The sequence below is a fragment of the Bradyrhizobium sp. genome, assembly GCF_016219575.1.
Taxonomy (GTDB): Bacteria; Pseudomonadota; Alphaproteobacteria; order Rhizobiales; family Xanthobacteraceae; genus Bradyrhizobium.
Window position 1 is genome coordinate 466271 of sequence record NZ_JACRMG010000009.1, and the last position, 20151, is coordinate 486421.

Annotated in this window: 18 protein-coding genes; 10 read left to right on the plus strand and 8 right to left on the minus strand. The window is 65.5% G+C overall.

Features of this window, described 5'->3' with window-relative positions:
* Positions 1 to 506 precede the first annotated feature (506 nt).
* The 7 genes from fabD to gmk all read left to right on the plus strand — a co-directional run bounded on the left by fabD (position 507) and on the right by gmk (position 7331).
* Complete coding sequence (fabD, locus tag HZB49_RS07245) at positions 507 to 1463, plus strand: ACP S-malonyltransferase (protein ID WP_291609823.1); 957 nt, start codon at positions 507 to 509, stop codon at positions 1461 to 1463.
* Between the two features lie 135 nt (positions 1464 to 1598).
* Entirely contained in the window at positions 1599 to 2336 is a 738-nt protein-coding gene (fabG, locus tag HZB49_RS07250) for a 3-oxoacyl-[acyl-carrier-protein] reductase (RefSeq protein ID WP_291609824.1), read from the plus strand.
* Between the two features lie 317 nt (positions 2337 to 2653).
* Positions 2654 to 2893 carry an acyl carrier protein gene (locus tag HZB49_RS07255; RefSeq protein WP_291609825.1) on the plus strand — a complete coding sequence of 80 codons (240 nt, stop codon included), beginning with the start codon at positions 2654 to 2656 and terminating at the stop codon, positions 2891 to 2893.
* 96 nt (positions 2894 to 2989) lie between these two features.
* On the plus strand, positions 2990 to 4255 hold the full coding sequence (fabF, locus tag HZB49_RS07260) for a beta-ketoacyl-ACP synthase II (protein WP_291609826.1): 1266 nt from the start codon (positions 2990 to 2992) through the stop codon (positions 4253 to 4255).
* A gap of 127 nt (positions 4256 to 4382) precedes the next feature.
* On the plus strand, positions 4383 to 5675 hold the full coding sequence (gene mltG / locus HZB49_RS07265; RefSeq protein ID WP_291609827.1) for an endolytic transglycosylase MltG: 1293 nt from the start codon (positions 4383 to 4385) through the stop codon (positions 5673 to 5675).
* 104 nt (positions 5676 to 5779) lie between these two features.
* Positions 5780 to 6667 (plus strand): YicC/YloC family endoribonuclease, encoded by an 888-nt coding sequence (locus tag HZB49_RS07270; RefSeq protein WP_291609828.1) that lies wholly within the window; start codon positions 5780 to 5782, stop codon positions 6665 to 6667.
* Between the two features lie 4 nt (positions 6668 to 6671).
* Positions 6672 to 7331 carry a guanylate kinase gene (gmk, locus tag HZB49_RS07275; RefSeq protein WP_291609829.1) on the plus strand — a complete coding sequence of 220 codons (660 nt, stop codon included), beginning with the start codon at positions 6672 to 6674 and terminating at the stop codon, positions 7329 to 7331.
* Positions 7332 to 7346: 15 nt separating this feature from the next.
* Here gmk and HZB49_RS07280 read toward each other — a convergent pair whose 3' ends face one another.
* The 8 genes from HZB49_RS07280 to lptF all read right to left on the minus strand — a co-directional run bounded on the left by HZB49_RS07280 (position 7347) and on the right by lptF (position 17151).
* The gene (locus tag HZB49_RS07280) at positions 7347 to 8177 is read right to left on the minus strand and encodes a hypothetical protein (RefSeq protein WP_291609830.1); all 831 of its coding nucleotides are present in this window, start codon (positions 8175 to 8177) and stop codon (positions 7347 to 7349) included.
* A 286-nt stretch (positions 8178 to 8463) separates the two neighbouring features.
* Positions 8464 to 9522, minus strand: a complete 1059-nt coding sequence (locus HZB49_RS07285; RefSeq protein WP_291609831.1) for an alcohol dehydrogenase — start codon at positions 9520 to 9522, stop codon at positions 8464 to 8466.
* Positions 9523 to 9541: 19 nt separating this feature from the next.
* The gene (rsmA, locus tag HZB49_RS07290) at positions 9542 to 10402 is read right to left on the minus strand and encodes a 16S rRNA (adenine(1518)-N(6)/adenine(1519)-N(6))-dimethyltransferase RsmA (RefSeq protein WP_291609832.1); all 861 of its coding nucleotides are present in this window, start codon (positions 10400 to 10402) and stop codon (positions 9542 to 9544) included.
* Positions 10399 to 11406, minus strand: coding sequence for a 4-hydroxythreonine-4-phosphate dehydrogenase PdxA (gene pdxA / locus HZB49_RS07295; protein ID WP_291609833.1), 1008 nt, complete (start codon positions 11404 to 11406; stop codon positions 10399 to 10401). The genes rsmA and pdxA overlap by 4 nt, the downstream gene beginning before the upstream one ends.
* Positions 11407 to 11409: 3 nt before the next feature.
* Positions 11410 to 12330 carry a SurA N-terminal domain-containing protein gene (locus HZB49_RS07300; RefSeq protein ID WP_291609834.1) on the minus strand — a complete coding sequence of 307 codons (921 nt, stop codon included), beginning with the start codon at positions 12328 to 12330 and terminating at the stop codon, positions 11410 to 11412.
* Positions 12331 to 12410: 80 nt separating this feature from the next.
* A complete protein-coding gene (locus tag HZB49_RS07305) occupies positions 12411 to 14810 on the minus strand; it encodes an LPS-assembly protein LptD (RefSeq protein WP_291609835.1) in 2400 nt (799 codons plus the stop codon).
* Positions 14811 to 14887: 77 nt separating this feature from the next.
* Positions 14888 to 15985 carry an LPS export ABC transporter permease LptG gene (lptG, locus tag HZB49_RS07310; RefSeq protein ID WP_291609836.1) on the minus strand — a complete coding sequence of 366 codons (1098 nt, stop codon included), beginning with the start codon at positions 15983 to 15985 and terminating at the stop codon, positions 14888 to 14890.
* The gene (lptF, locus tag HZB49_RS07315) at positions 15982 to 17151 is read right to left on the minus strand and encodes an LPS export ABC transporter permease LptF (protein WP_291611127.1); all 1170 of its coding nucleotides are present in this window, start codon (positions 17149 to 17151) and stop codon (positions 15982 to 15984) included. The genes lptG and lptF overlap by 4 nt, the downstream gene beginning before the upstream one ends.
* A 349-nt stretch (positions 17152 to 17500) precedes the next feature.
* Here lptF and HZB49_RS07320 point away from each other — a divergent pair, with 349 nt between their 5' ends.
* From HZB49_RS07320 to HZB49_RS07330, 3 genes are all read left to right on the plus strand, one after another.
* Positions 17501 to 19003 (plus strand): leucyl aminopeptidase, encoded by a 1503-nt coding sequence (locus HZB49_RS07320; RefSeq protein ID WP_291609837.1) that lies wholly within the window; start codon positions 17501 to 17503, stop codon positions 19001 to 19003.
* Positions 19000 to 19452 carry a DNA polymerase III subunit chi gene (locus tag HZB49_RS07325; protein WP_291609838.1) on the plus strand — a complete coding sequence of 151 codons (453 nt, stop codon included), beginning with the start codon at positions 19000 to 19002 and terminating at the stop codon, positions 19450 to 19452. Before HZB49_RS07320 ends, HZB49_RS07325 begins: the two co-directional genes overlap by 4 nt.
* Positions 19453 to 19583: 131 nt before the next feature.
* A complete protein-coding gene (locus HZB49_RS07330) occupies positions 19584 to 20126 on the plus strand; it encodes a hypothetical protein (protein WP_291611129.1) in 543 nt (180 codons plus the stop codon).
* The last annotated feature ends 25 nt before the right edge of the window (positions 20127 to 20151 follow it).

The window sequence follows — 20151 nt, forward strand, 5'->3', positions numbered from 1 at the left end:
CGCTCGGCCCAGCTGCTCTGCAGATACTGACAAAGAACGGTACAGGGGCGGTGCCGGTATTCGGGAGCTGGGAGTATGGCTTGAAGGCCCTGCTGTACCCGAATGGTCCTCTCGCCCATGCGATCCAGCATCCAACGACAACGCCCTTCGGCTATCTTGCAGTCGAGGCGCAGGGGTGGCGGACCCGATATGCGCAAGTGCTCCATTCCGTGGGCGTCGTCCCGAACTTCGTGCCGTAACCGCTCAGGGCAACAACTTCCGGCGGCGCAGGGCGGCAGGTTTCGGCCGCGCTTCGGTCCGCTGGATCGCTCGATCCCGGCTATTCGCTGACTTCCCTGCCGGCCATGCCGTTTCTGCTCCGGTCCCGGAAGCGGACAATCCCGGATTTGGGGCCCCACGCCCTGGCGCATCTCCGAATCCGGCCCTTTGGGCGGCTTGACATGGCCGCCGCGGTCGGTGACTTACGCCCCAATCTTCGTGAGATTTCGGGACTTCAGGGAGCGCCGATGACGGCAGCATTCACATTTCCGGGGCAGGGATCGCAGGCGGTCGGCATGGGCAAGGCTCTGGCCGAGGCCTTTCCGGCGGCGCGCGCGGTGTTCGACGAGGTCGATTCGGCACTCGGCGAAAAGCTCACTTCCATCATCTGGGACGGTCCGGCCGAAACCCTGCAGCTCACCGAAAACGCCCAGCCCGCGCTGATGGCGGTGTCGATCGCGACCTTGCGCGTGCTGGAGACCGACGCCGGATTTTCCGTCGGCCGGGACGCCGCCTTCGTGGCCGGCCATTCGCTCGGCGAATATTCCGCGCTGGCGGCTGCCGGCAGCCTCAGCATTTCCGACACCGCGCGGCTCTTGCGCACACGCGGCCGTGCCATGCAGAAGGTGGTGCCGGTCGGCGTCGGCGCCATGGCCGCGCTGCTCGGCCTCGATTACGACGCGGCGGTTGCCGTGGCCAATGAAGCCGCGCAGGGGCAGGTCTGTCAGGCCGCCAACGACAATGGCGGCGGGCAGGTGGTCGTCTCCGGCGACAAGGCCGCCGTCGACCGCGCGGTCGAGATCGCAAAGACCAGGGGCGCCAAGCGCGCCATGCTGCTGCCGGTGTCCGCACCCTTCCATTGCGCGCTGATGCAGCCTGCGGCCGATGCGATGGCCAAGGCGCTGGCCGATGTCGCCATCAAGGCGCCGGCCGCACCGTTGGTCTGCAACGTGCTGGCCGCGCCCATCACCGATCCCGCCGAAATCCGCCGCCGCCTGGTCGAGCAGGTCACCGGCACCGTGCGCTGGCGCGAGTCGGTAGCCTATATGGCAGGCCATGGCGTGACGCGGTTCCTGGAGATCGGCGCCGGCAAGGTGCTGAGCGGCCTCGTCAAGCGCATTGCCGAGGGCGCAGTCGGCGTCTCCGTTGGCGGACCCGGCGACATTGTTGCGGCAAAGGAAGCATTGGCAGCTGCGAAGGCGTAAAGCGCGATGAGACTAATCCCTCATGGTGAGGAGCGTGAAGCGCGTCTCGAACCATGAGGCCACAGACGGGCCTGCATCCTTCGAGACGCGCGCGTAGCGCGCTCCTCAGGATGAGGAATAGAGCGGGAGAGTTTCATGTTCGATCTGACTGGCAAGACGGCGCTCGTCACGGGTGCAACCGGCGGAATCGGCGGCGCGATTGCATCTGCATTGCACAAGCAGGGCGCCACCGTTGCGATATCGGGCACGCGCCGCGAGGTGCTCGACGCCTTCGCGGCGAGCTTGCGCGAGCGCGTCCACGTGCTGCCCTGCAACCTCTCCAAGAGCGACGAGGTCGAGGCGCTGGTGCCGGCAGCGGAAGCCGCGATGGGGCAGGTCGACATCCTGGTCGCCAATGCCGGCGTCACCCGCGACAATCTGTTCGTGCAGTTGCGTGACGAGGACTGGGACGACGTCATCCAGATCAACCTGACCGCGACCTTCCGGCTGGCGCGCGCCGCCACCAAGCTGATGATGCGCAAGCGCTTCGGCCGCATCATCGCCATCACCTCGATCGTGGGCGTCACCGGCAATCCCGGCCAGGCCAACTACACGGCCTCCAAGGCCGGCATCATCGGCCTGATCAAGACGGTCGGAGCCGAATACGCCAAGCGCGGCGTCACCGCCAATTGCATCGCGCCCGGTTTTATCAAGACGCCGATGACGGACGCGCTCAACGACAAGCAGCGCGAGACCATCCTGTCCAAGGTTCCTGCCGCCAGGCTGGGGACGCCGGAGGATATCGCCGCTGCGGCGGTTTATCTCAGCTCCAACGAGGCCGGCTACGTGACCGGTCAGACCATCCACGTCAACGGCGGAATGGCCATGTTTTGAGCCCGATAGAGCCCGGTTGCGGCGGCGCAGGTGCCGCCCGCAGGCCGGTTTGGCCCTTATAGTCAAGGGTTTGGAAGTGTGATAACCGAACGGCGCAATGGATGGGCAAAGAACGCCTTGCAGGAATTTGAAACCCTGTATATTGGCGGGGCAAAGCCTGCCGACGTTCGCCGGGGTCTTGGGACCAGGTCTTGAGTTCAGCTCTTGGGACAAGACCGGGCCGAATCAACGCGATTGCGAAGGAAGCTTAACGACCACGATGGCTCTATCGTCTTCGGTTGGGGTCGGGACCAATGGAACAAGCACGAGGTTGAACGATGAGTGAGATTGGCGAGCGGGTTAAGAAGATCGTGGTCGAACACCTTGGTGTTGAGCCCGACAAAGTGGTCGACGGCGCGAGCTTCATTGACGACCTCGGCGCCGACAGTCTCGACACCGTCGAGCTCGTGATGGCGTTTGAAGAAGAATTCGGTTGTGAAATCCCCGACGATGCCGCGGAAACCATTCTGACCGTCGGCGACGCGACGAAGTTTCTGGAAAAGAACGCGAAGAGCTGACGCCCTCGCGGCGATGACGAAGCCGGACGGGCCGCGTTCGTGCGGTCCCCCGGTTTCTTGTTATCGGCCGCCATTTCCAAGGGTGGGAGTTTTGAAATGAGACGGGTGGTCGTCACGGGGCTCGGCATGGTCACGCCGCTCGGCTGCGGCGTGGAACCGACCTGGACGCGAATCCTGGCCGGCAAGAGCGGCGCGAAGAAAATCGACACCTTCGACGCGTCGGATCTGACCTGCCAGATCGCCTGCATGATTCCGCGCGGCGACGGCACCGACGCCACCTTCAATCCCGACCAGTGGATGGAGCCCAAGGACCAGCGCAAGGTCGACGACTTCATCATCTATGCGATGTGTGCGGCCAAGCAGGCGCTCGACGACGCCAATTGGCATCCGTCCACCGAGGAGGAGCGCTGCGCGACCGGCACGCTGATCGGCTCCGGCATCGGCGGCCTGTCCGGCATTGCCGACACCGCGATCATTCTGAAGGAGCGGGGACCGCGCAAGGTATCGCCGTTCTTCATTCCGGGCCGGCTGATCAATCTCGCTTCCGGCTATGTGTCGATCGAGCACGGCCTCAAGGGGCCGAACCATTCGGTGGTGACGGCCTGTTCAACCGGCGCGCATGCGCTCGGCGATGCAGCGCGGCTGATTGCGCTCAGCGATGCCGACGTGATGGTGGCGGGCGGTACGGAATCGCCGGTCTGCCGGATCGGCATGGCGGGCTTCTGCGCCGCGCGTGCGCTGTCGACCGGCTACAACGAGACGCCCGAGAAGGCATCGCGTCCATACGACAAGGATCGCGACGGTTTTGTGATGGGCGAGGGCGCCGGCGTCGTCGTTCTCGAGGAATATGAGCACGCCAGGCGCCGCGGCGCCAAGATCTACGCCGAGGTGACCGGCTACGGCCTGTCGGGCGACGCCTATCACATCACCTCGCCGTCGCCGGACGGCGACGGCGGCTTCCGCAGCATGTCGGCGGCGCTGAAGCGCGCCGGCCTCACGGCATCCGATCTCGACTACATCAACGCGCACGGCACCTCGACGCCGCTCGGCGACGAGATCGAGCTCGGTGCGGTCGAGCGGCTGCTCGGCAACGCCGCCTCGAAGGTCTCGATGTCCTCCACCAAGTCGTCCACCGGTCATCTGCTCGGTGCGGCCGGCGCGATCGAGGCGATCTTCAGCATTCTGGCGATTCGCGATAATGTCGCCCCGCCGACGATCAATCTCGACAATCCGTCGGTGGAAACGGCAATCGACCTCGTGCCGTACACGGCGCGCAAGCGCGAGATCAATATCGCGCTCTCGAATTCGTTTGGTTTCGGGGGCACCAATGCTTCCGTGATCTTGCAACGCGTGACCAATTGAGAGCAGGTCTGGAGTTAATCCACGGATTTGCCGTATTCGGCGCCGACTCCTAGTTGCGGGCGTATGCTATCGGAAGGGCGAGGATTTGCCCGGCCGCGATTGAACCGGCAGGAACCAGGTTGCATCGATGAGTGAGAGGCCGCCCATTTCGCCCCGCAGTCCGCGCGCCGCGCTCGAACCCGAGCAGGTGCCGCCGCCGCCGAGGCGCTCGGAACGCGCCCGCAATCCGCTGGTCGTGATTGGCAATGCCATCTTCACGATCCTGATCCTGCTGATGATCGGCGCCGGCGTTTCCTACTATTACGGCAAGCAGATCCTGGAATCGGCGGGGCCGCTCAGGGAAGACCGGATCGTCAACATCCCGGCGCGGGCCGGCAAGCGCGACATTTCCGACGTGCTGCAGAAAGAGGGCGTGATCAACGTCAATCCCTGGATCTTCATCGGCAGCGTCTATGCGCTCAAGGCGAGCTCCGACCTGAAGCCCGGCGAATACCTGTTCCAGAAACATGCGAGTCTGCGCGACGTCATCGGCACCATCGTCGAGGGCAAGGTGGTGCAGCACGCGATCACGATTCCCGAAGGGCTGACCTCGGAGCAGATCGTGGCGCGGCTGTCCGAGAACGACATCTTCTCGGGCAGCGTGCGCGAGATCCCGCGCGAGGGTACGCTGCTGCCGGAAACCTACAAGTTCCCGCGCGGCACCACGCGCGAGCAGGTGATCCAGCGCATGCAGCAGACGCAAAAGCGCGTGCTGGCCGAAATCTGGGAGCGCCGCAATCCCGACATTCCGGTCAAGTCACCGGAAGCGCTGGTGACGCTCGCCTCCATCGTGGAGAAGGAAACCGGCAGGGCGGACGAGCGCAGCCGCGTGGCCGCCGTCTTCACCAACCGCATTCGCCAGAAGATCAAGCTGCAGTCCGATCCGACCATCATCTACGGGCTGGTCGGCGGCAAGGGCACGCTGGGGCGGCCGATCAAGCGTTCGGAAATCACCGCGCCGTCGCCCTACAACACCTATGTCATCGAGGGCCTGCCGCCGGGGCCGATCTCCAATCCCGGGCGCGCCTCGCTGGAAGCCACCGCCAACCCGGCGCGCACGCGCGACCTGTTCTTCGTCGCCGACGGCACCGGCGGGCATACCTTCACCGAAACCTACGACGCGCACCAGAAGAACGTCGCCAAGCTGCGCGCGATGGAAAAGCAGATCCAGAACGACACGGTCGAACCGGCCGAGGAAGCGCAGCAGCCTGCCGCCGCCGGCGCGCCTCCAGCAGCCGCCGACGGCAGCCCGACTGCCGGCACCAGGCCCCCGGCAGCGAAGCGCCCGGCGCGCCCGCCGGCTCCTGCAGCTCCTGCCCAGGCGCCGGCCCGGCAGGGCGCGGCGCAATCCACCGGCACGCCGCCGGTGGTGCAGCGCTAGCCTTCCGGCAACGCACGGCCAAGCCGATTTCCCCAGGCGTAAAATCGTCCTAAGGTCCGCGCGTTCCTGAGTCTCATCCCCCTGCGTTCGGAGAATTTTTCGCGATGGCGCTGTCGAGCATGACCGGTTTTGCCCGCAGCCACGGCGCCAGCGGCCCCTATACGTTCGAGTGGGAACTGAAGTCGGTCAACGCCAAGGGTTTTGACCTGCGCCTGCGGCTGCCGCCCGGCTGGGACGACATCGAGGCGCCGGCCAAGAAGCGGGCGGGCGAATTGCTCGTGCGCGGCACGGTCTATGCCAACCTCAACGTCAAGCGCACCAATGCGGTGGCGCAGGTGCGCATCAACGAGGACGTGCTGGCCGCGGTGGTGAAGGTCGCAGGCCAGGTTGCCGGCAAGATCGACGCGGTGGCGCCCAGCGTCGACGGCCTGCTCGCCATCAAGGGCGTGATCGAGGTGGTCGAGCCCGAAAGCGACGAGGAAGAGGACAAGGCCGCGAAGGCAGCCGCCATGACGGCATTCGAGCAGGCCCTGACCAACCTCGTCGACATGCGCCGCCGCGAAGGCGCGACGCTCGGGCAGGTTCTCGGCGCACGCATGGACGAGATCGAGAAGCTCGCCAGGCGCGCCGAAGCCGCGCCCGGCCGCAAGCCGGAGGCGATCCGCGCGAGGCTGGCCGAACAGGTCGCGACGCTGCTGCAGACGTCCGACCGCTTCGACCAGGACCGGCTGGCCCAGGAAGCGCTGCTGATCGCCACCAAGGCCGATATCCGCGAGGAACTCGACCGCATCGCTTCCCACATTGCGCAGGCGCGCGAGATGCTCGGCAAGGGCGGACCGGTCGGCCGCCGGCTCGATTTCCTCGCCCAGGAATTCAACCGCGAGGTCAATACCTGCTGCTCGAAATCCAACGACATCGAGCTCACCAATACCGGGCTCGAGATGAAGAACGTCGTCGAGCAGTTCCGCGAGCAGGTGCAGAATCTGGAGTGAGGCGATGGCGACGGGCGGCCAGACTGCGGACGGGGTGGCGCGGCGCGGACTGATGTTCGTGCTGTCCTCGCCGTCCGGTGCCGGCAAGACCACGCTGTCGCGCATGCTGATGGCAGCGGTGCCGGACCTTCAGATGTCGGTATCGGCGACCACACGCGCGAAGCGGCCTGGCGAAGCGGAAGGCCGCGACTATTGGTTCGTCGACAAGGCGAAATTCGAGGCGATGGTCGAGCGCGGCGAATTGCTGGAATGGGCCACCGTGTTCGACAACCGCTACGGCACGCCACGCGCGCCGGTTGAGGCCGCGCTGTCCGCAGGACGGGACGTGCTGTTCGACATCGACTGGCAGGGCACGCAGCAGCTGCGTGAAAAGGCGGGCGCCGATGTCGTCAGCGTGTTCATCCTGCCGCCGTCGGCCGCCGATCTCGAAAGGCGGCTGCATACCCGCGCGCAGGATTCCGACGAGGTGATCCGCGGGCGCATGGACCGCGCCAGCCACGAGCTCAGCCACTGGGCGGAATACGACTACATCGTCGTCAACCAGAACGTCGACGCGGCGTTTGCCGAGGTGCAGTCGATCCTGAAGGCGGAACGTCTGAAGCGCGCGCGCCGCGTCGGCCTCACCGAATTCGTCCGCAATCTGCAGCGCCAGCTCGAGAAGTAACCGGCCCGGCCCTCCTCAGGCGGCGTGGCGCCCGCCCGACTGCGCCCGCATCCGCTTTCGCATGCGGTAGAGGTCGCCGGGCCGGCGCGGCTGGTCCGGCGATTCCAGCGGCGGCATCGGGGCGCTCGGTGTCAGCCGCGCCCTGCGGGGGGCGAGCCAGGCGAAGAACAGGCTCACGAGCACGGCGAAGACCGAGAATCCGCCGGCGACGATCGTGATCAGCATGGGAAGCGACATCGGCTTTTCCGATGCAGGCATCGGCGGGACGGCGCGCGGCATGACCGGCGGCTTCTGGGCCGGCGTCGTCGCAGGCGCGGGACGGACTTCCGCGCCCTGATCGGCCGGTGCGGCCGCCGCGGCAGGCGGATTGCCCGTGGAATTCACCGTCGATATCGGATCCGGCCAGCGCGCGGCGGCCGCAGGCGCGAGCATATTCGCGCTTCTTTCGGCTTGCGAAGGCGCGGTCTGCCCGGGCCTTGTGTCCTGCTGGACGGGCGGTTGCGAGAATTCGGCGCGGGCATCGGAAACCGAGCGAGGCGGGGCCGGCTTCCTGCGCTGCGGCGCGGGGGCGGGCTCCTCCGCTGCTGCGCTCGATTGCTCGGCCGCCTTGCCCGCAGTCCTTTCGGCATCGTCCTTCAAATACCAGCAGTGACGCCCGGTGCCCCGTTCGAGACGGTAGCGCCAACGGGTGCCGGGCGGGGTGTAGTCACGAGGAGACGTCAGGCAGGTGTCGGCTCGCTGTTCGGCGCTCTCGGGAGCGGCATCGTCGGGAGCAGCGAAGGCATTCGCGCTGGAAAGAATGGAGACGATGACCGCCGCCATGAATTTTGCAGCGCGGGTTTTCATGAACACCTCCGGTACGCGACGCAACGCTGATTACGCGCCCGTTCTCTGCGAGAATCTGGGTCGCAATGAGCCGCAAATCCGGAGTCGTTAGGGCTTAATTGAGACCCCGCCGGCACGCGCCGGCGGGGCGAAAATCAGGCGAAAATTGCGCGAAAACCCGCCTGAAGCGCGCTGAGATTCGGATGAATCATCATCGCGCTTCAGGTTGTCGCTTGAGCATAATCTCCGCGCAAACGCTTCGCGTTTGTCGCAGGGAAAACCGCTTCACACTTTTCCGGATCAGGCTCTAGTTCTTCAACACGATGCGGCCGACGACTCGGCCCGCGCGCAGCTCGTCGATCCACTTCTGCACGTCCCCCATGGGCTCCTCGCGCATCGGGGTAGGCTTGATCTTGCCGGCGCGCGCCAGCGCCATCAGTTCTTTCCCTTCGGCCAGCGTGCCGACCATGAAGCCTTCGATGGTCATGCGCTTGTAGACCCACTGCACCATCGGCAGGCTGAAATTGCCGCCCATCAGGCCGGACACCACGATCTTGCCGCCGCGCGCGACAACCGAGACGGCGAACGCCATCGACTTCTCGTTGCCGGCGAAATCGACGATCTCGTCGAAGCCGCCTTCGGTCTCCTTGATCATGCGCTTGACCACGTCGGGCTCGGCGGGATCATAGGCCACGGCCGCGCCGTTCTTCAGCGCGCTTTCGCGCGCGGCCGGGCTGAGGTCGGCGACCGCAATCGGCTGCTTGAACATGGCCTGCGCGAACGACAGTCCCATCATGCCGACGCCGCCGAGACCGATCAGCAGCAGATTGCGCTGCCGCGGCCGGTCCACCAGCCGCTTCAGCGCGCCATAGGCGGTGACCCCCGAGCACATCAGCGTCGCCGCCTGGTTCACCGGCAGCGGATCGTATTCCAGCAGGTATTTCGCATCGGGCACCAGTACGTGGCTGGCGAAGCCGCCGTCGATGGAGACGCCGAGGAAGCGCTGCTTGACGCAGAGATTCTCGTCGCCATTGGCGCAGTCGCGGCACTGTCCGCAGCCGATCCAGGGAAATACCGCGCGCCTGGCGCCGATCAGGTCCTTCGGCGCATCGGGGCCGACTTCCTCCACGACGCCGGCGATCTCGTGGCCGAGCGTGAAGGGCAGCACCATGCCGCGCGTGGTGTCGAGCTTCTTGCCGCCGCCGAGATCGGCGTAACCGTCCTGGATGTGCAGGTCGGAATGGCAGAGCCCGCAGCGCTCGATACGGACCAGCACCTCGCGGCCTTGTGGCTTGGGCGTGTCGACGATGGTTTCACACAATGGCGCATCGAATTTGACGAGTGACTGGCGACGCATCAGCGCCATTGGCTCTCTCCCTGCAGGCTCAAGTTTGTTTTGCGGACCGTATATCGGCCAATTCGCGCGCCATGGCAACAAAGCCGGAGACCGGCACGGTCTCGGCGCGCCGGGTCGCGTCGACATGGGCCGCAGCGGCGAGTTGTGCCGGGTCGATGCCGAGCGATTTCAGGCTCTGCCGCAGCATTTTCCGGCGCTGGCCGAAAGCGGCGGCTGCGACCTGCTCCAGCGCGCGGCGGTCGCAGGCTTCGGGCATTGCACGCGGCACCAGCCGCACCACGGACGATGTGACCTTGGGCTGCGGCACAAAGGCCGATGGCGAGATGTCGAACAGGATTTTTGTCTCGGCACGCCAGTTGGCGAGCACGGCAAGCCGCCCGTAGGCCTCGTCGTTCTCGCGCGCGACGATCCGTTCGGCAACCTCGCGCTGGAACATCAGCACCATCATGTCGTACCAGGGCGGCCATGGTTCGACCGTGAGCCAGTCGATCAGCAGCTGGGTGGCGATGTTGTAGGGCAGGTTGGCGACGATTTTCGCTCGCGCCCCGCCCAGCATCGGACGCGGGTCGAAGGTCTGCGCATCGGCGCAAACGATGTCGAGCCGGCCCGGATAGCGCCTCGCGATCGTCTCCAGCGGCGCCAGCGCGCGCTCGTCGCGTTCGATCGCAATGACGCGCCGCGCGCCGAGCGCGAGCAGCGCGCGTGTCAGCCCGCCCGGACCGGGGCCGACCTCGATCACGGTGGAATCTTCCAGCGGACCCGCCGCGCGGGCGATCCGCGCGGTGAGGTTGAGGTCGAGCAGGAAATTCTGGCCGAGCGACTTGCGCGCGGAGAGGGAATGTTCGCGAATGACGTCGCGCAGCGGCGGCAGGTCGTCGATCGCGCTCATGCCGGTTCTGTCGCCGCCATGCGGGCGGCGAGTTTAAGCGCGGCGATCAGGCTCGCCGGACTGGCCTTGCCGGTGCCGGCGATGTCGAAGGCCGTGCCGTGGTCGGGCGAGGTGCGCACGAAGGGCAGGCCCAGGGTGACGTTGACGGCGTCGTCGAAGGCGATCGTCTTGATCGGGATCAGCGCCTGGTCGTGGTACATGCAGATCGCGCAATCGTAGGTCTTGCGCGCCGCCTCGTGGAACATGGTGTCGGCCGGCAGCGGTCCGCGCGCCTGGATGCCGCGGTTGCGCAAGGCGGCGATTGCGGGGGCCACGATCTCGTCGTCCTCGCTGCCGATCGTGCCGAACTCGCCGGCATGCGGATTGAGCCCGGAGATCGCCAGGCGCGGATTGGCGATGCCGAAGCGCGACTTCAGGTCGGCAACCGCGATGCGCGCGGTGGCGACGATGAGCTCGCTGGTGAGCTGGGCGATCGCCTCGCGCAACGGGACGTGGATCGTCACCGGCACCACGGCAAGGGTCGGCGACCACAGCATCATCACCGGTTGCGGCGTGCGGCCGTCCCGGCTGGCAAGTTCGGCGAGGAATTCGGTGTGGCCGGGATGCTTGAAGCCGGCGCGGTACAGCACGCTCTTGGCGATCGGATTGGTGACGACGGCGCTGGCGCGACCGGCGGTGACGTCGCCGACGGCCTGGCGGATCGAGGCGAGGGCCGCCTCGGCGCTGCTGCCGTCCGGGCGGCCGGGCGATGCGGTCGCCGGTTTGCCGGTCGCGACCACGGGCAGGGCTCTCGCAAATGCAGCGCCGGCTTCGTCGGCGCCGCCGACCTCGGCGAAGTCTGCCTTGAGGCCGAGATGCCTGGCCCGGTCGGCGAAGAAAGCGGGGTCGCCGAGCAGATAGAACGGCGGAAGATCTGCATCGCCCCGGCGCAGCCACGCCTCGATCGCGATGTCGGGTCCGATTCCTGCGGGCTCACCCGAGGTCAAGGCAAGGGGTTTTGCCATGCATCAACGATATTCGATCATCGCCGACTTGCGGACTTGCTGCAGGTACGATTTCGATTTCGCCTCGTACTTCTCCACGAACATCTTTTCGCGGATTTCCTTCTTCTTCGGCGTATCGATGGTGGTCTTGTTGCGGGCGCACAGGGCAACCATCTCGATGCCCTGCTTGGTCTGCTCCGGCGGTGTCAGGCGGCCGACCGGGGTCTTTTCCAGCATGTCGCGCAGTACTTGCGGCAGATCGGCGGAGGTCTTGGTGACGATGTCGCGGATCGCCGCGTTCTGCATGGACTTGAAGTAGCTGTTGGCCTCGGCGCAGCTCGTCACGCGCTCGCGCAGCGCCTCGGCCTCCTTCTTGCGAAGTTCGTAGGCTGTCGGAGGCGATCCGCGCGGCACGATCAGCACCACCGGCTGCATCTTGTATTCGGAAGCATCGACCTCGAGCAGCTCGTCACCCTTCTCGCGCACGGCGGCAGCCACGTCCTTTTCGCCGACCTGCAGGCTCTCCTTGTAGCGGCCGCGGACCAGGCTGCCCCAGACCATGTCTGCCTTGATGCGGGAGCGCAGCGTGTCCGGCCGCACGCCCTGCTTCTCCAGCACCTGGGTGAGCTGATCGGGTGACAGGCGCATGCGTTGCGCCATCGCGGCATAGGACTGGTCGATGTCGGTCGACGTCGGGTCGACGCCGAAGCGCTTTGCTTCCCTGATCTTCACCTTCTCGTCGATCAGATCGCTGATCACCTCATCGCGGGTCGGCTGCTTGCGCGTGGTCATCAAGGTGAGCTTGCTGCGCTGCTCGATGTCCATGCTGGTGATTGGTTCGCCATTGACCATGACGACGACGGTTTGCGCATGCGCCGGAGCGCTGCAACCGATCGCGGCAAGCAGGATTGTGGCGAGAAGGGTTGAGAGGCGGAGCGAGGGCATGGCAGTCATGTTCCAAATGCGCTTTTCAACCTGTTCGATCTGGCCGCTGTCCGCGGCAAGTCCATCCCCGGGGTCAGAGGTTACCGAACGCCGCCGCCCGAACCCGACGAGGTCGCGATGGTGCGCAAGCCGATCTGCAGCATGAACGTATGGTTCAGGGTCGGCGGTGCGGAACCGGCGGAGTAATTGTACGACGTCAGGTAGTTGGCGGCCAGCACGAAGCAGTCGTCCACGTAGCCCGCGCCGACGATGTATTGGTTGACCTTGTTGGCTTCAAGGTCCCAGCGCGCTGCGCCCGAGACCACCCAGTTGGCCGCGACCTTCACCGAGGCGCTGCCGAGCAGGCCCTCGCGCCGGGTGAGGTAGCCCAGCTCCGGCTGCTTGGCGTAGTTGCCGTACATCATCGACACCGACCAGCGGTCGAAGGTGGCGCGTCCCTCGGCCTCGAAGCGGTTGATGTTCCCCGTCGCCTCGTCGAACCGCGCGCGGGTCGAGAAGGTGTAGGTGCGGTTCGGCGAGTAATTGACCCGAGCCACATAGTCGGAGCGCTGCTTGGCGAGGCCGGAGTCGAGACCGGTGTTGGTCGCATCCGTCACCGCGAAGGAATTCACGCCGAACAGCTGGTAGGACTGGCCGAACAGCACGTTGATGGAGCCGCCGCGGTCGAATTGCGTCGTGGCCTGGACGCCGACATTGGCGCGGCCGCCGCCCTCGACGCGGTCGTAGCCGGAGAACTTGTCGACCGCAAACAGGTTGCTGGCGTCGAACACCAGGCTCTGGGCGTCCTCGTTGGGCAACCTGCCGGCATAGCTCTCGTTCGGGCGCAGGATGACCTGCGCGATCGGCTCGACCGTCGTCGTGCCCCATGGCTGGACGTTGATGAAGGGGTAGCGGTACTCCAGACCCACGGCCGGCATCGCGCGCAGCGCCTGGGTATCGCCCACCGGCAGGAAGTTGGAAACGCCGGGCTGGTTGGAGATCGAGGCGTCGATCGCATCCGCGCGGAGGATCGCAAACGGCGTCCAGATCTGGCCGATCGGATCGGTGAAGGACTTGCGCCACTGCACCTCGGCCGTCGCGCGCGTGTACGTGCCGGGCATGCCGCGCAGCAGGCACTGCGAAGGCAGCCGCGCCAGCGGATCGGCCGAGGCGTTGAGGCAGAGCCCGTTGGTGTTGGCCAGCGTCGTGATCGGGTCGAACGCGGCGGTGGAGCGCGTCAGGCTGGTGAAGTTGGTCTTGTAGCTGAGCTCGCCGCCGAAGATGTTGCTGTTGATGACGTTGTTGTAGTCGATCACCGGATGGATCACCGGAACCTTGTCCTGGTTGCCGGAGAAGCTCAGGTAATAGATCGCCCGCGCGTCGAAGAAGCTGCGGTTGCCGACGCCGGTGAGATAGAGCTGCGAGATCGCTTCCGTCGGCAGGCTCAGGAACGAGTTGAGCGGATCGCGATACTGCGCGAGGCGGTAGTCCGAGAAGAAGTAGTAGTCGGACAGCAGCACGCCATCCCAGCCCCAGACCCATTTGTCGTTGATCGAGAACTGGCCCTTGGTGTCGACGCCGCCGCGGAACTGGCGGTCGCCGGGCTGGCCCGCAAACGCGCCCGGGTTGAGCTGGTCGATGCCGTAGAGGCGGATCTGGTAGGCGCCGTCCATCAGGCGCTGGCGGAACTCGACCTGGCCAAGCACGCCCTGCCTGGTGGTGAAGCGCGGGGTGATGGTCATGTCGTAGTCGGGTGCGAGCGCCCAGTAGAAGGGCGTATCGACACCGAAGCCGTAACCGGACGCCGAGCTGTAGCTCGGCATCAGAAAGCCGGTCTTGCGCTTCACGGTCGGATCGGGCGTCGAGAAATAGGGCAGGTAGGCCATCGGCACGCCGAAGAATTCGAGCTGCGCGTTCTCGAAATACAGCATCCGCTCTTCCTGGTTATGGATGATGCGGGCGCCCTTGACCTGCCACAGCGGCGGCTTCTTCGGATCGTCCTTGCAGGGCGCGCAGGCGGTGTACACGCCGTTCTCGAACACCGTGTAATTGCCGGCCGAGCGGTCGGCGCGGGTCGCCGCCATGCGGGTCTGGTCCTCGGTATCGACGCGCAGCGAATCGACGAAGCCGTCGCGGTAGTCGTCGCTGAGATCCATGACGTTGGCGTAGGTGATTCGACCTTCCGCATCGGTCAGGCGGATGTTGCCCTCGGCATGCAGGCGCTTGGTCTTCTGGTCGTAGACGACCTTGTCGGCCTCGACGCTTGTGCCGTTGTAGAACATCTGCACGTTGCCGACCGCCGACACGCGCTGATTGTTGTAGTCGTAATCGACCTCGACGGCCTGCACGAGCATTTGCCCGTCATTCGGCGCCGCCGGCTTCGGAGGCTTCGGCGGCCGCGGATTGTAGGTGAAGCTCTGGGCCGAGGCGGGCGCGAGCAACGCGAGATCGATCGCGCCGGCGAAAATGAATCCGGAAATCAGGATCAGGAGCGCGGCCATGCGACTGCGTTGACGGCGCACGCGACTGCGCCGCCTGAACGCAGGCGACCTCAACTGGCGGGCGGCGACAACGGCCACTACCCGTCCTCCTGGTACAGCAAGGCCAAGAAACCGGTGAGGCCACCCACGCAGACGGGTAACCACGCCGCAGCGATGGGGTGCATCAGCTCAGCCTTGCTCAAATCTTCAGTTACTTTCGAGAGAACGTAGAGCAGAAAGCCTGCACCCACGCCACTCAAAACCATCTTCTGCACGCCGCCCATCCGGAAGAAGCGAAGGCTCACGGAAGCGGCCAACATCACCATTGCAGCCAGCAAAAACGGCTGTGCGATGAGCTTGTGGTACTGCAGCCGGTACCCCGCCGTCGCAAAACCCGAACTCTCGGACGAGCGGATGTACGTCGGGAGTTGCCAAAAGGACACAGTTTCGGGGGTCGAAAAGCTGTTCCGGACCTGGGCCTGGGTGAGGGTGGTCTTGATGTAGAACGTGTCCTCCTCAACCGGCGGTGAGTCCAGCGAGAATCGGCGCGCCGATTTGAACACCCAGCGGCCTTCTTCCAGCGTCGCCTCGCGAGCCTCGATTCGTTCCTTGAACTGCAGATCGGTATCGAACCGGAACACCGTGAGGCCCGTCAGCCGGACACCCTGCTGCTCGCTGCGGGCGGCGTTGATGATCCACTGACCTTCGTTGTTGACCTGGTTCAGCCAGAAGCCCGAGGCATCCTGGATGCCGCCGCCGGGCGACGAGCCGAACAACTCGGCTTCCATCCGCTTGGACAGTTCGCGCAGGTTTGCCGACATCGGGTTGTAGGCGATGGTGGCGAGGATGCCGAGCACGATGGAGCTTGCCAGCGCCGGCGCGATGAACTGCCAGGCCGACACGCCGGCGGCGCGTGCCACCACCAGTTCAAGCCGCCGCGACAGCGCAAGGTAACAGGTCATTGCGCCGATCAGCACGCAGAACGGCATCATCTTCTCGAGCAGCTGCGGCACGCGGAACAACGACGTCAGCGCCACCGTGACGGCGGAGGCCGTGGCGAGCCCGGAGGTCTTGCGCACCATCTCGATGTAATCGACCAGCACGAGCAGCAGGAAGATCGACGCGAACACGCCCACCGCCGCGACCACGAAGCGGCCGGCGAAATATCGCCCGAGCGTGTTGGTCATCATGCTCATGCGGTGGCCGGCCTCCCGAACAGCCGCGTCATGCCTTCGACGGTTCTGTTGATCGCCTCGACCAGCGAAGCCGGCGCGTCGATCACGATGCCGCGGACGATGATGAACATGCCCGCCGCGGTCGCCGTGACCAGCATCAGATACTGCACGAGTGCCGCCGACGGGGTCTTCACGGTCAAGACCGAGCAGGCAAACCCCGCCATGCGCAGGCCGAACACCGTCAGTACAGCGCAGGTGATGGCGAAGCCGCGGCTCTGACGGGTGGTGCGCGGGGTGCCGAGAAAGGCGAAAGTCAGCACGGAAAAGGCGAAGGGATAGATCGGCGACAGGAAGCGGTCGTGCAATTCGGCACGGAACTGCCCGGGGAGCTGCTTGAAGACGGGATCGTCGGGGGGAGGCGACAGCAGCTCCCACAGATAGCGCTCGCGGATTCCGAGCGAGACGTCGCGGCCGCGATTGGAGAACTGCGACATGTCGAAGGCATAGCTGCGGAACGCGACCAGCACAGGCTCGCGCTTGCCGGCCTCGAAGCGTCCGAGATGGCCGTCTTCCAGCACGAGATAGGAGCCGCTGTCGTTGCGCAGGATGGTGCCGCGGTCGGCGATGATGGTGGAGCGTTCCTTGGGATCGCGGCGATCGTCGACGAAAATGCCGCCAAGCACGCCGCCGGGCTGGCGCTCGCGAATCCGGATGGTGAGATCCTGGTCGAGCCGGGCGAAGCGGCCAGGCTGCAGGATGTTGGTGAGCACGTCCGCGGTGATCTCGGCGTCCCATTGCTTGATGCGGCGCAGGCCGTCGGGAGCGAGGTAGGCGGCGATGAACGCGACGATGAGCGACACCACACAGGTCGCGTAGAAGAACGGCAGGAACAGGCGCAGCGGCGAGTAGCCGGCGGCGTTCATGACGATGATCTCGGAGTCGGTCGCGAGCTTGTTCAGCGTGTGGGAGATCGAGATCATCAGCGCGATCGGCGAGATGATCAGGATCAGCGCGGGGATGACGAGGCCGGTGATGCCGAGGAAGGTCAGGATGGTCTGGCCCTGGCTCGTCATCAGGTCGATGCCGCGCAATGCCTGCGTAATCCAGATCACGCCGGTGAGGCTGACCAGGACCACCGCAAACGACGCCAGCGTCGTGCGGAAAATATACCTGTCGATCGACCCCATCACCTAGGCACGTCCCCACCTCGCAGCCAAACGCGCAGCCCGCAACCATCCCGAATTTTCGGGTTCCCCAATGGTTGCGCCGCGTACCGTCCAGCCGGCTTACATACTCACTACCATCCCGTTGATCCGTCAACAAAATGGCCGAGCGAAGGCACCCCCTTTCCCGATGGTTAATAATTCGCTTGACGTGGCTTGCCGGCCACGGTGGCGCTTGGCAGCGCTGCCGCCGGCAGGCCATAGTGCGCCAACACGCGCCTGGCGGACCTCGTCCGCGGCCGAAGGCAGCATTTCGGCTCCTTCCGGCGGGGTTTTGCGACCCGGCGGCAGTCCTGAACTGGAGGAATTCCCTATGTCCGACGCCGTGAAGGTCGGCTTCGTCCCGTTGTCCACAGCCCCGCGCGGCGTCCTGGTCGCCTTTTGCGATGACGCACTGAAGTTCGGATCGGCCACGCGCAAGGCGCTGGGGGAGGCGGCCGGCACCGTCAAGCGAGCGGCTGCCGCCAACCAGTTCAAGGGCAAGAGCGGGTCGATTCTCGACATCCCGGCCCCCGAAGGAATCAAGATTCAGCGCTTGATCGTGGTTGGTACGGGCAAGGGATCCGGCCTCAAGGAGACCGATTTCCTCAAGTTCGGGGGACTGATCGCCGGCAAGCTCAACGCCGCCAGCGAACAGGTGACGGTCCTGGCCGATCTGCCCGACGAGGCGATGACGGCGGCCGAGGCGGCATCCGTGGCAGCGGGCCTGCGGCTGCGGGCCTACAAGTTCACCCGTTACAAGACCAAAAAGAAGGACGGCGAGGATTCAACCCTGCGTGCCGAGGTCTCGATCGCGACCGGCGACGTCAATGCTGCGCGCAAGGCATGGGCGCCGGAGGCTCACATCGTCGATGGCGTCAATATCGCGCGTGAGCTGGTCAACGAGCCGCCGAACGTTCTCTATCCCGAAGAATTTGCCCGCCGCGCGTCGCAGCTCAAGAAGCTCGGCGTCGAAGTCGAGGTGCTCGACGTCAAGGCCATGACCAGGCTCGGCATGGGCGCGCTGCTCGGCGTGGCGCAAGGCTCCGCACGCCCAGGCCGCACCGTGATCATGCGCTGGAACGGCGGCAAGCGCGGCGATCAGCCTGTCGCATTTGTCGGCAAGGGCGTTTGCTTCGACACCGGCGGCATTTCCATCAAGGGCGCGGCCAATATGGAGGAGATGAAGGGCGACATGGGCGGCGCTGCCTGCGTGGTCGGGCTCATGCATGCGCTGGCGGCGCGCAAAGCCAGGGTCAATGCGGTCGGCGCCATCGGGCTCGTCGAGAACATGCCCGACGGCAATGCGCAGCGGCCCGGCGATATCGTCACCTCGATGTCGGGGCAGACCATCGAGATCATCAATACCGACGCCGAAGGACGCCTCGTTCTGGCCGACGTGCTCTGGCATGTGGCGAAGAAGTTCAAGCCGAAATTCATGGTCGACCTGGCCACGCTGACCGGCGCGATCATGGTTGCGCTCGGCACCGAGCATGCCGGCATGTTCTCCAACAATGACGAGCTTGCCGAACGCCTGGGCAAGGCGGGCCAGCAGACCGGCGAAAAGGTCTGGCGCATGCCGCTCGGTCCCGAATACGACAAGCTGATCGATTCGCAATTCGCCGACATGAAGAATACCGGCGGCCGCAACGGCGGCTCGATCACCGCGGCCCAGTTCCTGCAGCGCTTCGTCGACGGCACGCCGTGGGCGCATCTCGATATTGCCGGCACCGCGATGGGCGCGCCGAAGACCGACATCAATCACAGCTGGGGTTCCGGCTACGGTGTGCGCCTGCTGGATCGGCTGGTTGCCGAGCATTACGAAGCGAAGAAATGACCGAAATCCTGTTCTACCACCTGCAGAACATGTCGATCGAAAACGTGCTGCCGTCTCTGCTCGAGAAATCCCTGGAGCGCGGCTGGCGGGTGGTGGTGCAGTCGACTTCGCATGAGCGCACCGAGGCGCTGGATGCGCATCTGTGGACCTACAGCGACGACTCCTTCCTGCCCCACGCCACCGCACACGTCAGCGATGCAGAAGACCAGCCGATCATCCTCTCGGTAGAGGACGCCAATCCAAACGGCGCCAATGTCCGCTTCCTGATCGACAATGCCGGATTGCCCTCCGACACCGACCGCTATGAGCGGGTGGTGCTGGTTTTCAATGGCGATGACGGCGAGGCGCTCGATGCCGCGCGGCTGGCCTGGAAGGATTGCAAGGCGAGGGGCTTTGAGGTCACCTACTGGCAGGCCGACGAACGCGGCCGCTGGCAACGCCGGGAATAGGATTTTCCGCGATTAATGATATTCTGGGGTTTTCGCAGCCGACCTTGCGTGCAGCCTTGGTCGTGCCGCAAAGTGATGGTCGGACAAGTGGTTAAGGCCGGGAATGGCCTTTGGGTGGAACCTGCTTCATCGTGCGTAACGGAAAGCTCTGTCGTAATGGCCTGATCGCGCTCCTGGCGCTTGCACCCGCTTTGGCGGGCTGCAACAGCTCGCTCGACCAGATCCAGTCCGAATTCCTGTCGAAGGATGCGCAATGGTTTCAGCGCTCCGGCCGCCTTTTCATCCGCAATATCTCGATCGATGCGCCGCCGCTGACCCCCGACAAGCCGGTGACGGCCGAAGACCTCGTCAGCGCCGACGGCGCCTGCCCGGGCATGGCGCCGCCAGCCAATGCGCTGGCCGACAATGCCGCCGGCGCACCGCCGCCGGCCGGCGGTACGGTGGCCCTGCAACACACCGAATGTGACGTCGTCCGCGGCATCGGCGCGCCTGACAGCGTCAACATTTCGACCGCTCCCGGCGGCGGCAGAATGGCGGTCGTGACCTATTTGCGCGGGCCTCGCGCCGGCATCTACACCTTCACCGGCGGACGGCTGTCGTCGATCGAGGCGGCGCCCGAGCAGCCGGGCCAGCCGAAGACGGCCAAGCCGAAGCCGAAGAAGAAACAGGCTTGATTGGTCTTGGATTCTTGATTTGACG

What these genes read in the sequence shown, in the direction of transcription:
- fabD (WP_291609823.1), top strand. Translation starts at nt 507, where the DNA reads ATGACGGCAGCATTCACATTTCCGGGGCAGGGATCGCAGGCGGTCGGC.
- fabG (WP_291609824.1), top strand. Translation starts at nt 1,599, where the DNA reads ATGTTCGATCTGACTGGCAAGACGGCGCTCGTCACGGGTGCAACCGGC.
- HZB49_RS07255 (WP_291609825.1), top strand. Translation starts at nt 2,654, where the DNA reads ATGAGTGAGATTGGCGAGCGGGTTAAGAAGATCGTGGTCGAACACCTT.
- fabF (WP_291609826.1), top strand. Translation starts at nt 2,990, where the DNA reads ATGAGACGGGTGGTCGTCACGGGGCTCGGCATGGTCACGCCGCTCGGC.
- mltG (WP_291609827.1), top strand. Translation starts at nt 4,383, where the DNA reads ATGAGTGAGAGGCCGCCCATTTCGCCCCGCAGTCCGCGCGCCGCGCTC.
- HZB49_RS07270 (WP_291609828.1), top strand. Translation starts at nt 5,780, where the DNA reads ATGGCGCTGTCGAGCATGACCGGTTTTGCCCGCAGCCACGGCGCCAGC.
- gmk (WP_291609829.1), top strand. Translation starts at nt 6,672, where the DNA reads ATGGCGACGGGCGGCCAGACTGCGGACGGGGTGGCGCGGCGCGGACTG.
- HZB49_RS07280 (WP_291609830.1), bottom strand. Translation starts at nt 8,177, where the DNA reads ATGAAAACCCGCGCTGCAAAATTCATGGCGGCGGTCATCGTCTCCATT.
- HZB49_RS07285 (WP_291609831.1), bottom strand. Translation starts at nt 9,522, where the DNA reads ATGGCGCTGATGCGTCGCCAGTCACTCGTCAAATTCGATGCGCCATTG.
- rsmA (WP_291609832.1), bottom strand. Translation starts at nt 10,402, where the DNA reads ATGAGCGCGATCGACGACCTGCCGCCGCTGCGCGACGTCATTCGCGAA.
- pdxA (WP_291609833.1), bottom strand. Translation starts at nt 11,406, where the DNA reads ATGGCAAAACCCCTTGCCTTGACCTCGGGTGAGCCCGCAGGAATCGGA.
- HZB49_RS07300 (WP_291609834.1), bottom strand. Translation starts at nt 12,330, where the DNA reads ATGCCCTCGCTCCGCCTCTCAACCCTTCTCGCCACAATCCTGCTTGCC.
- HZB49_RS07305 (WP_291609835.1), bottom strand. Translation starts at nt 14,810, where the DNA reads ATGGCCGCGCTCCTGATCCTGATTTCCGGATTCATTTTCGCCGGCGCG.
- lptG (WP_291609836.1), bottom strand. Translation starts at nt 15,985, where the DNA reads ATGAGCATGATGACCAACACGCTCGGGCGATATTTCGCCGGCCGCTTC.
- lptF (WP_291611127.1), bottom strand. Translation starts at nt 17,151, where the DNA reads ATGGGGTCGATCGACAGGTATATTTTCCGCACGACGCTGGCGTCGTTT.
- HZB49_RS07320 (WP_291609837.1), top strand. Translation starts at nt 17,501, where the DNA reads ATGTCCGACGCCGTGAAGGTCGGCTTCGTCCCGTTGTCCACAGCCCCG.
- HZB49_RS07325 (WP_291609838.1), top strand. Translation starts at nt 19,000, where the DNA reads ATGACCGAAATCCTGTTCTACCACCTGCAGAACATGTCGATCGAAAAC.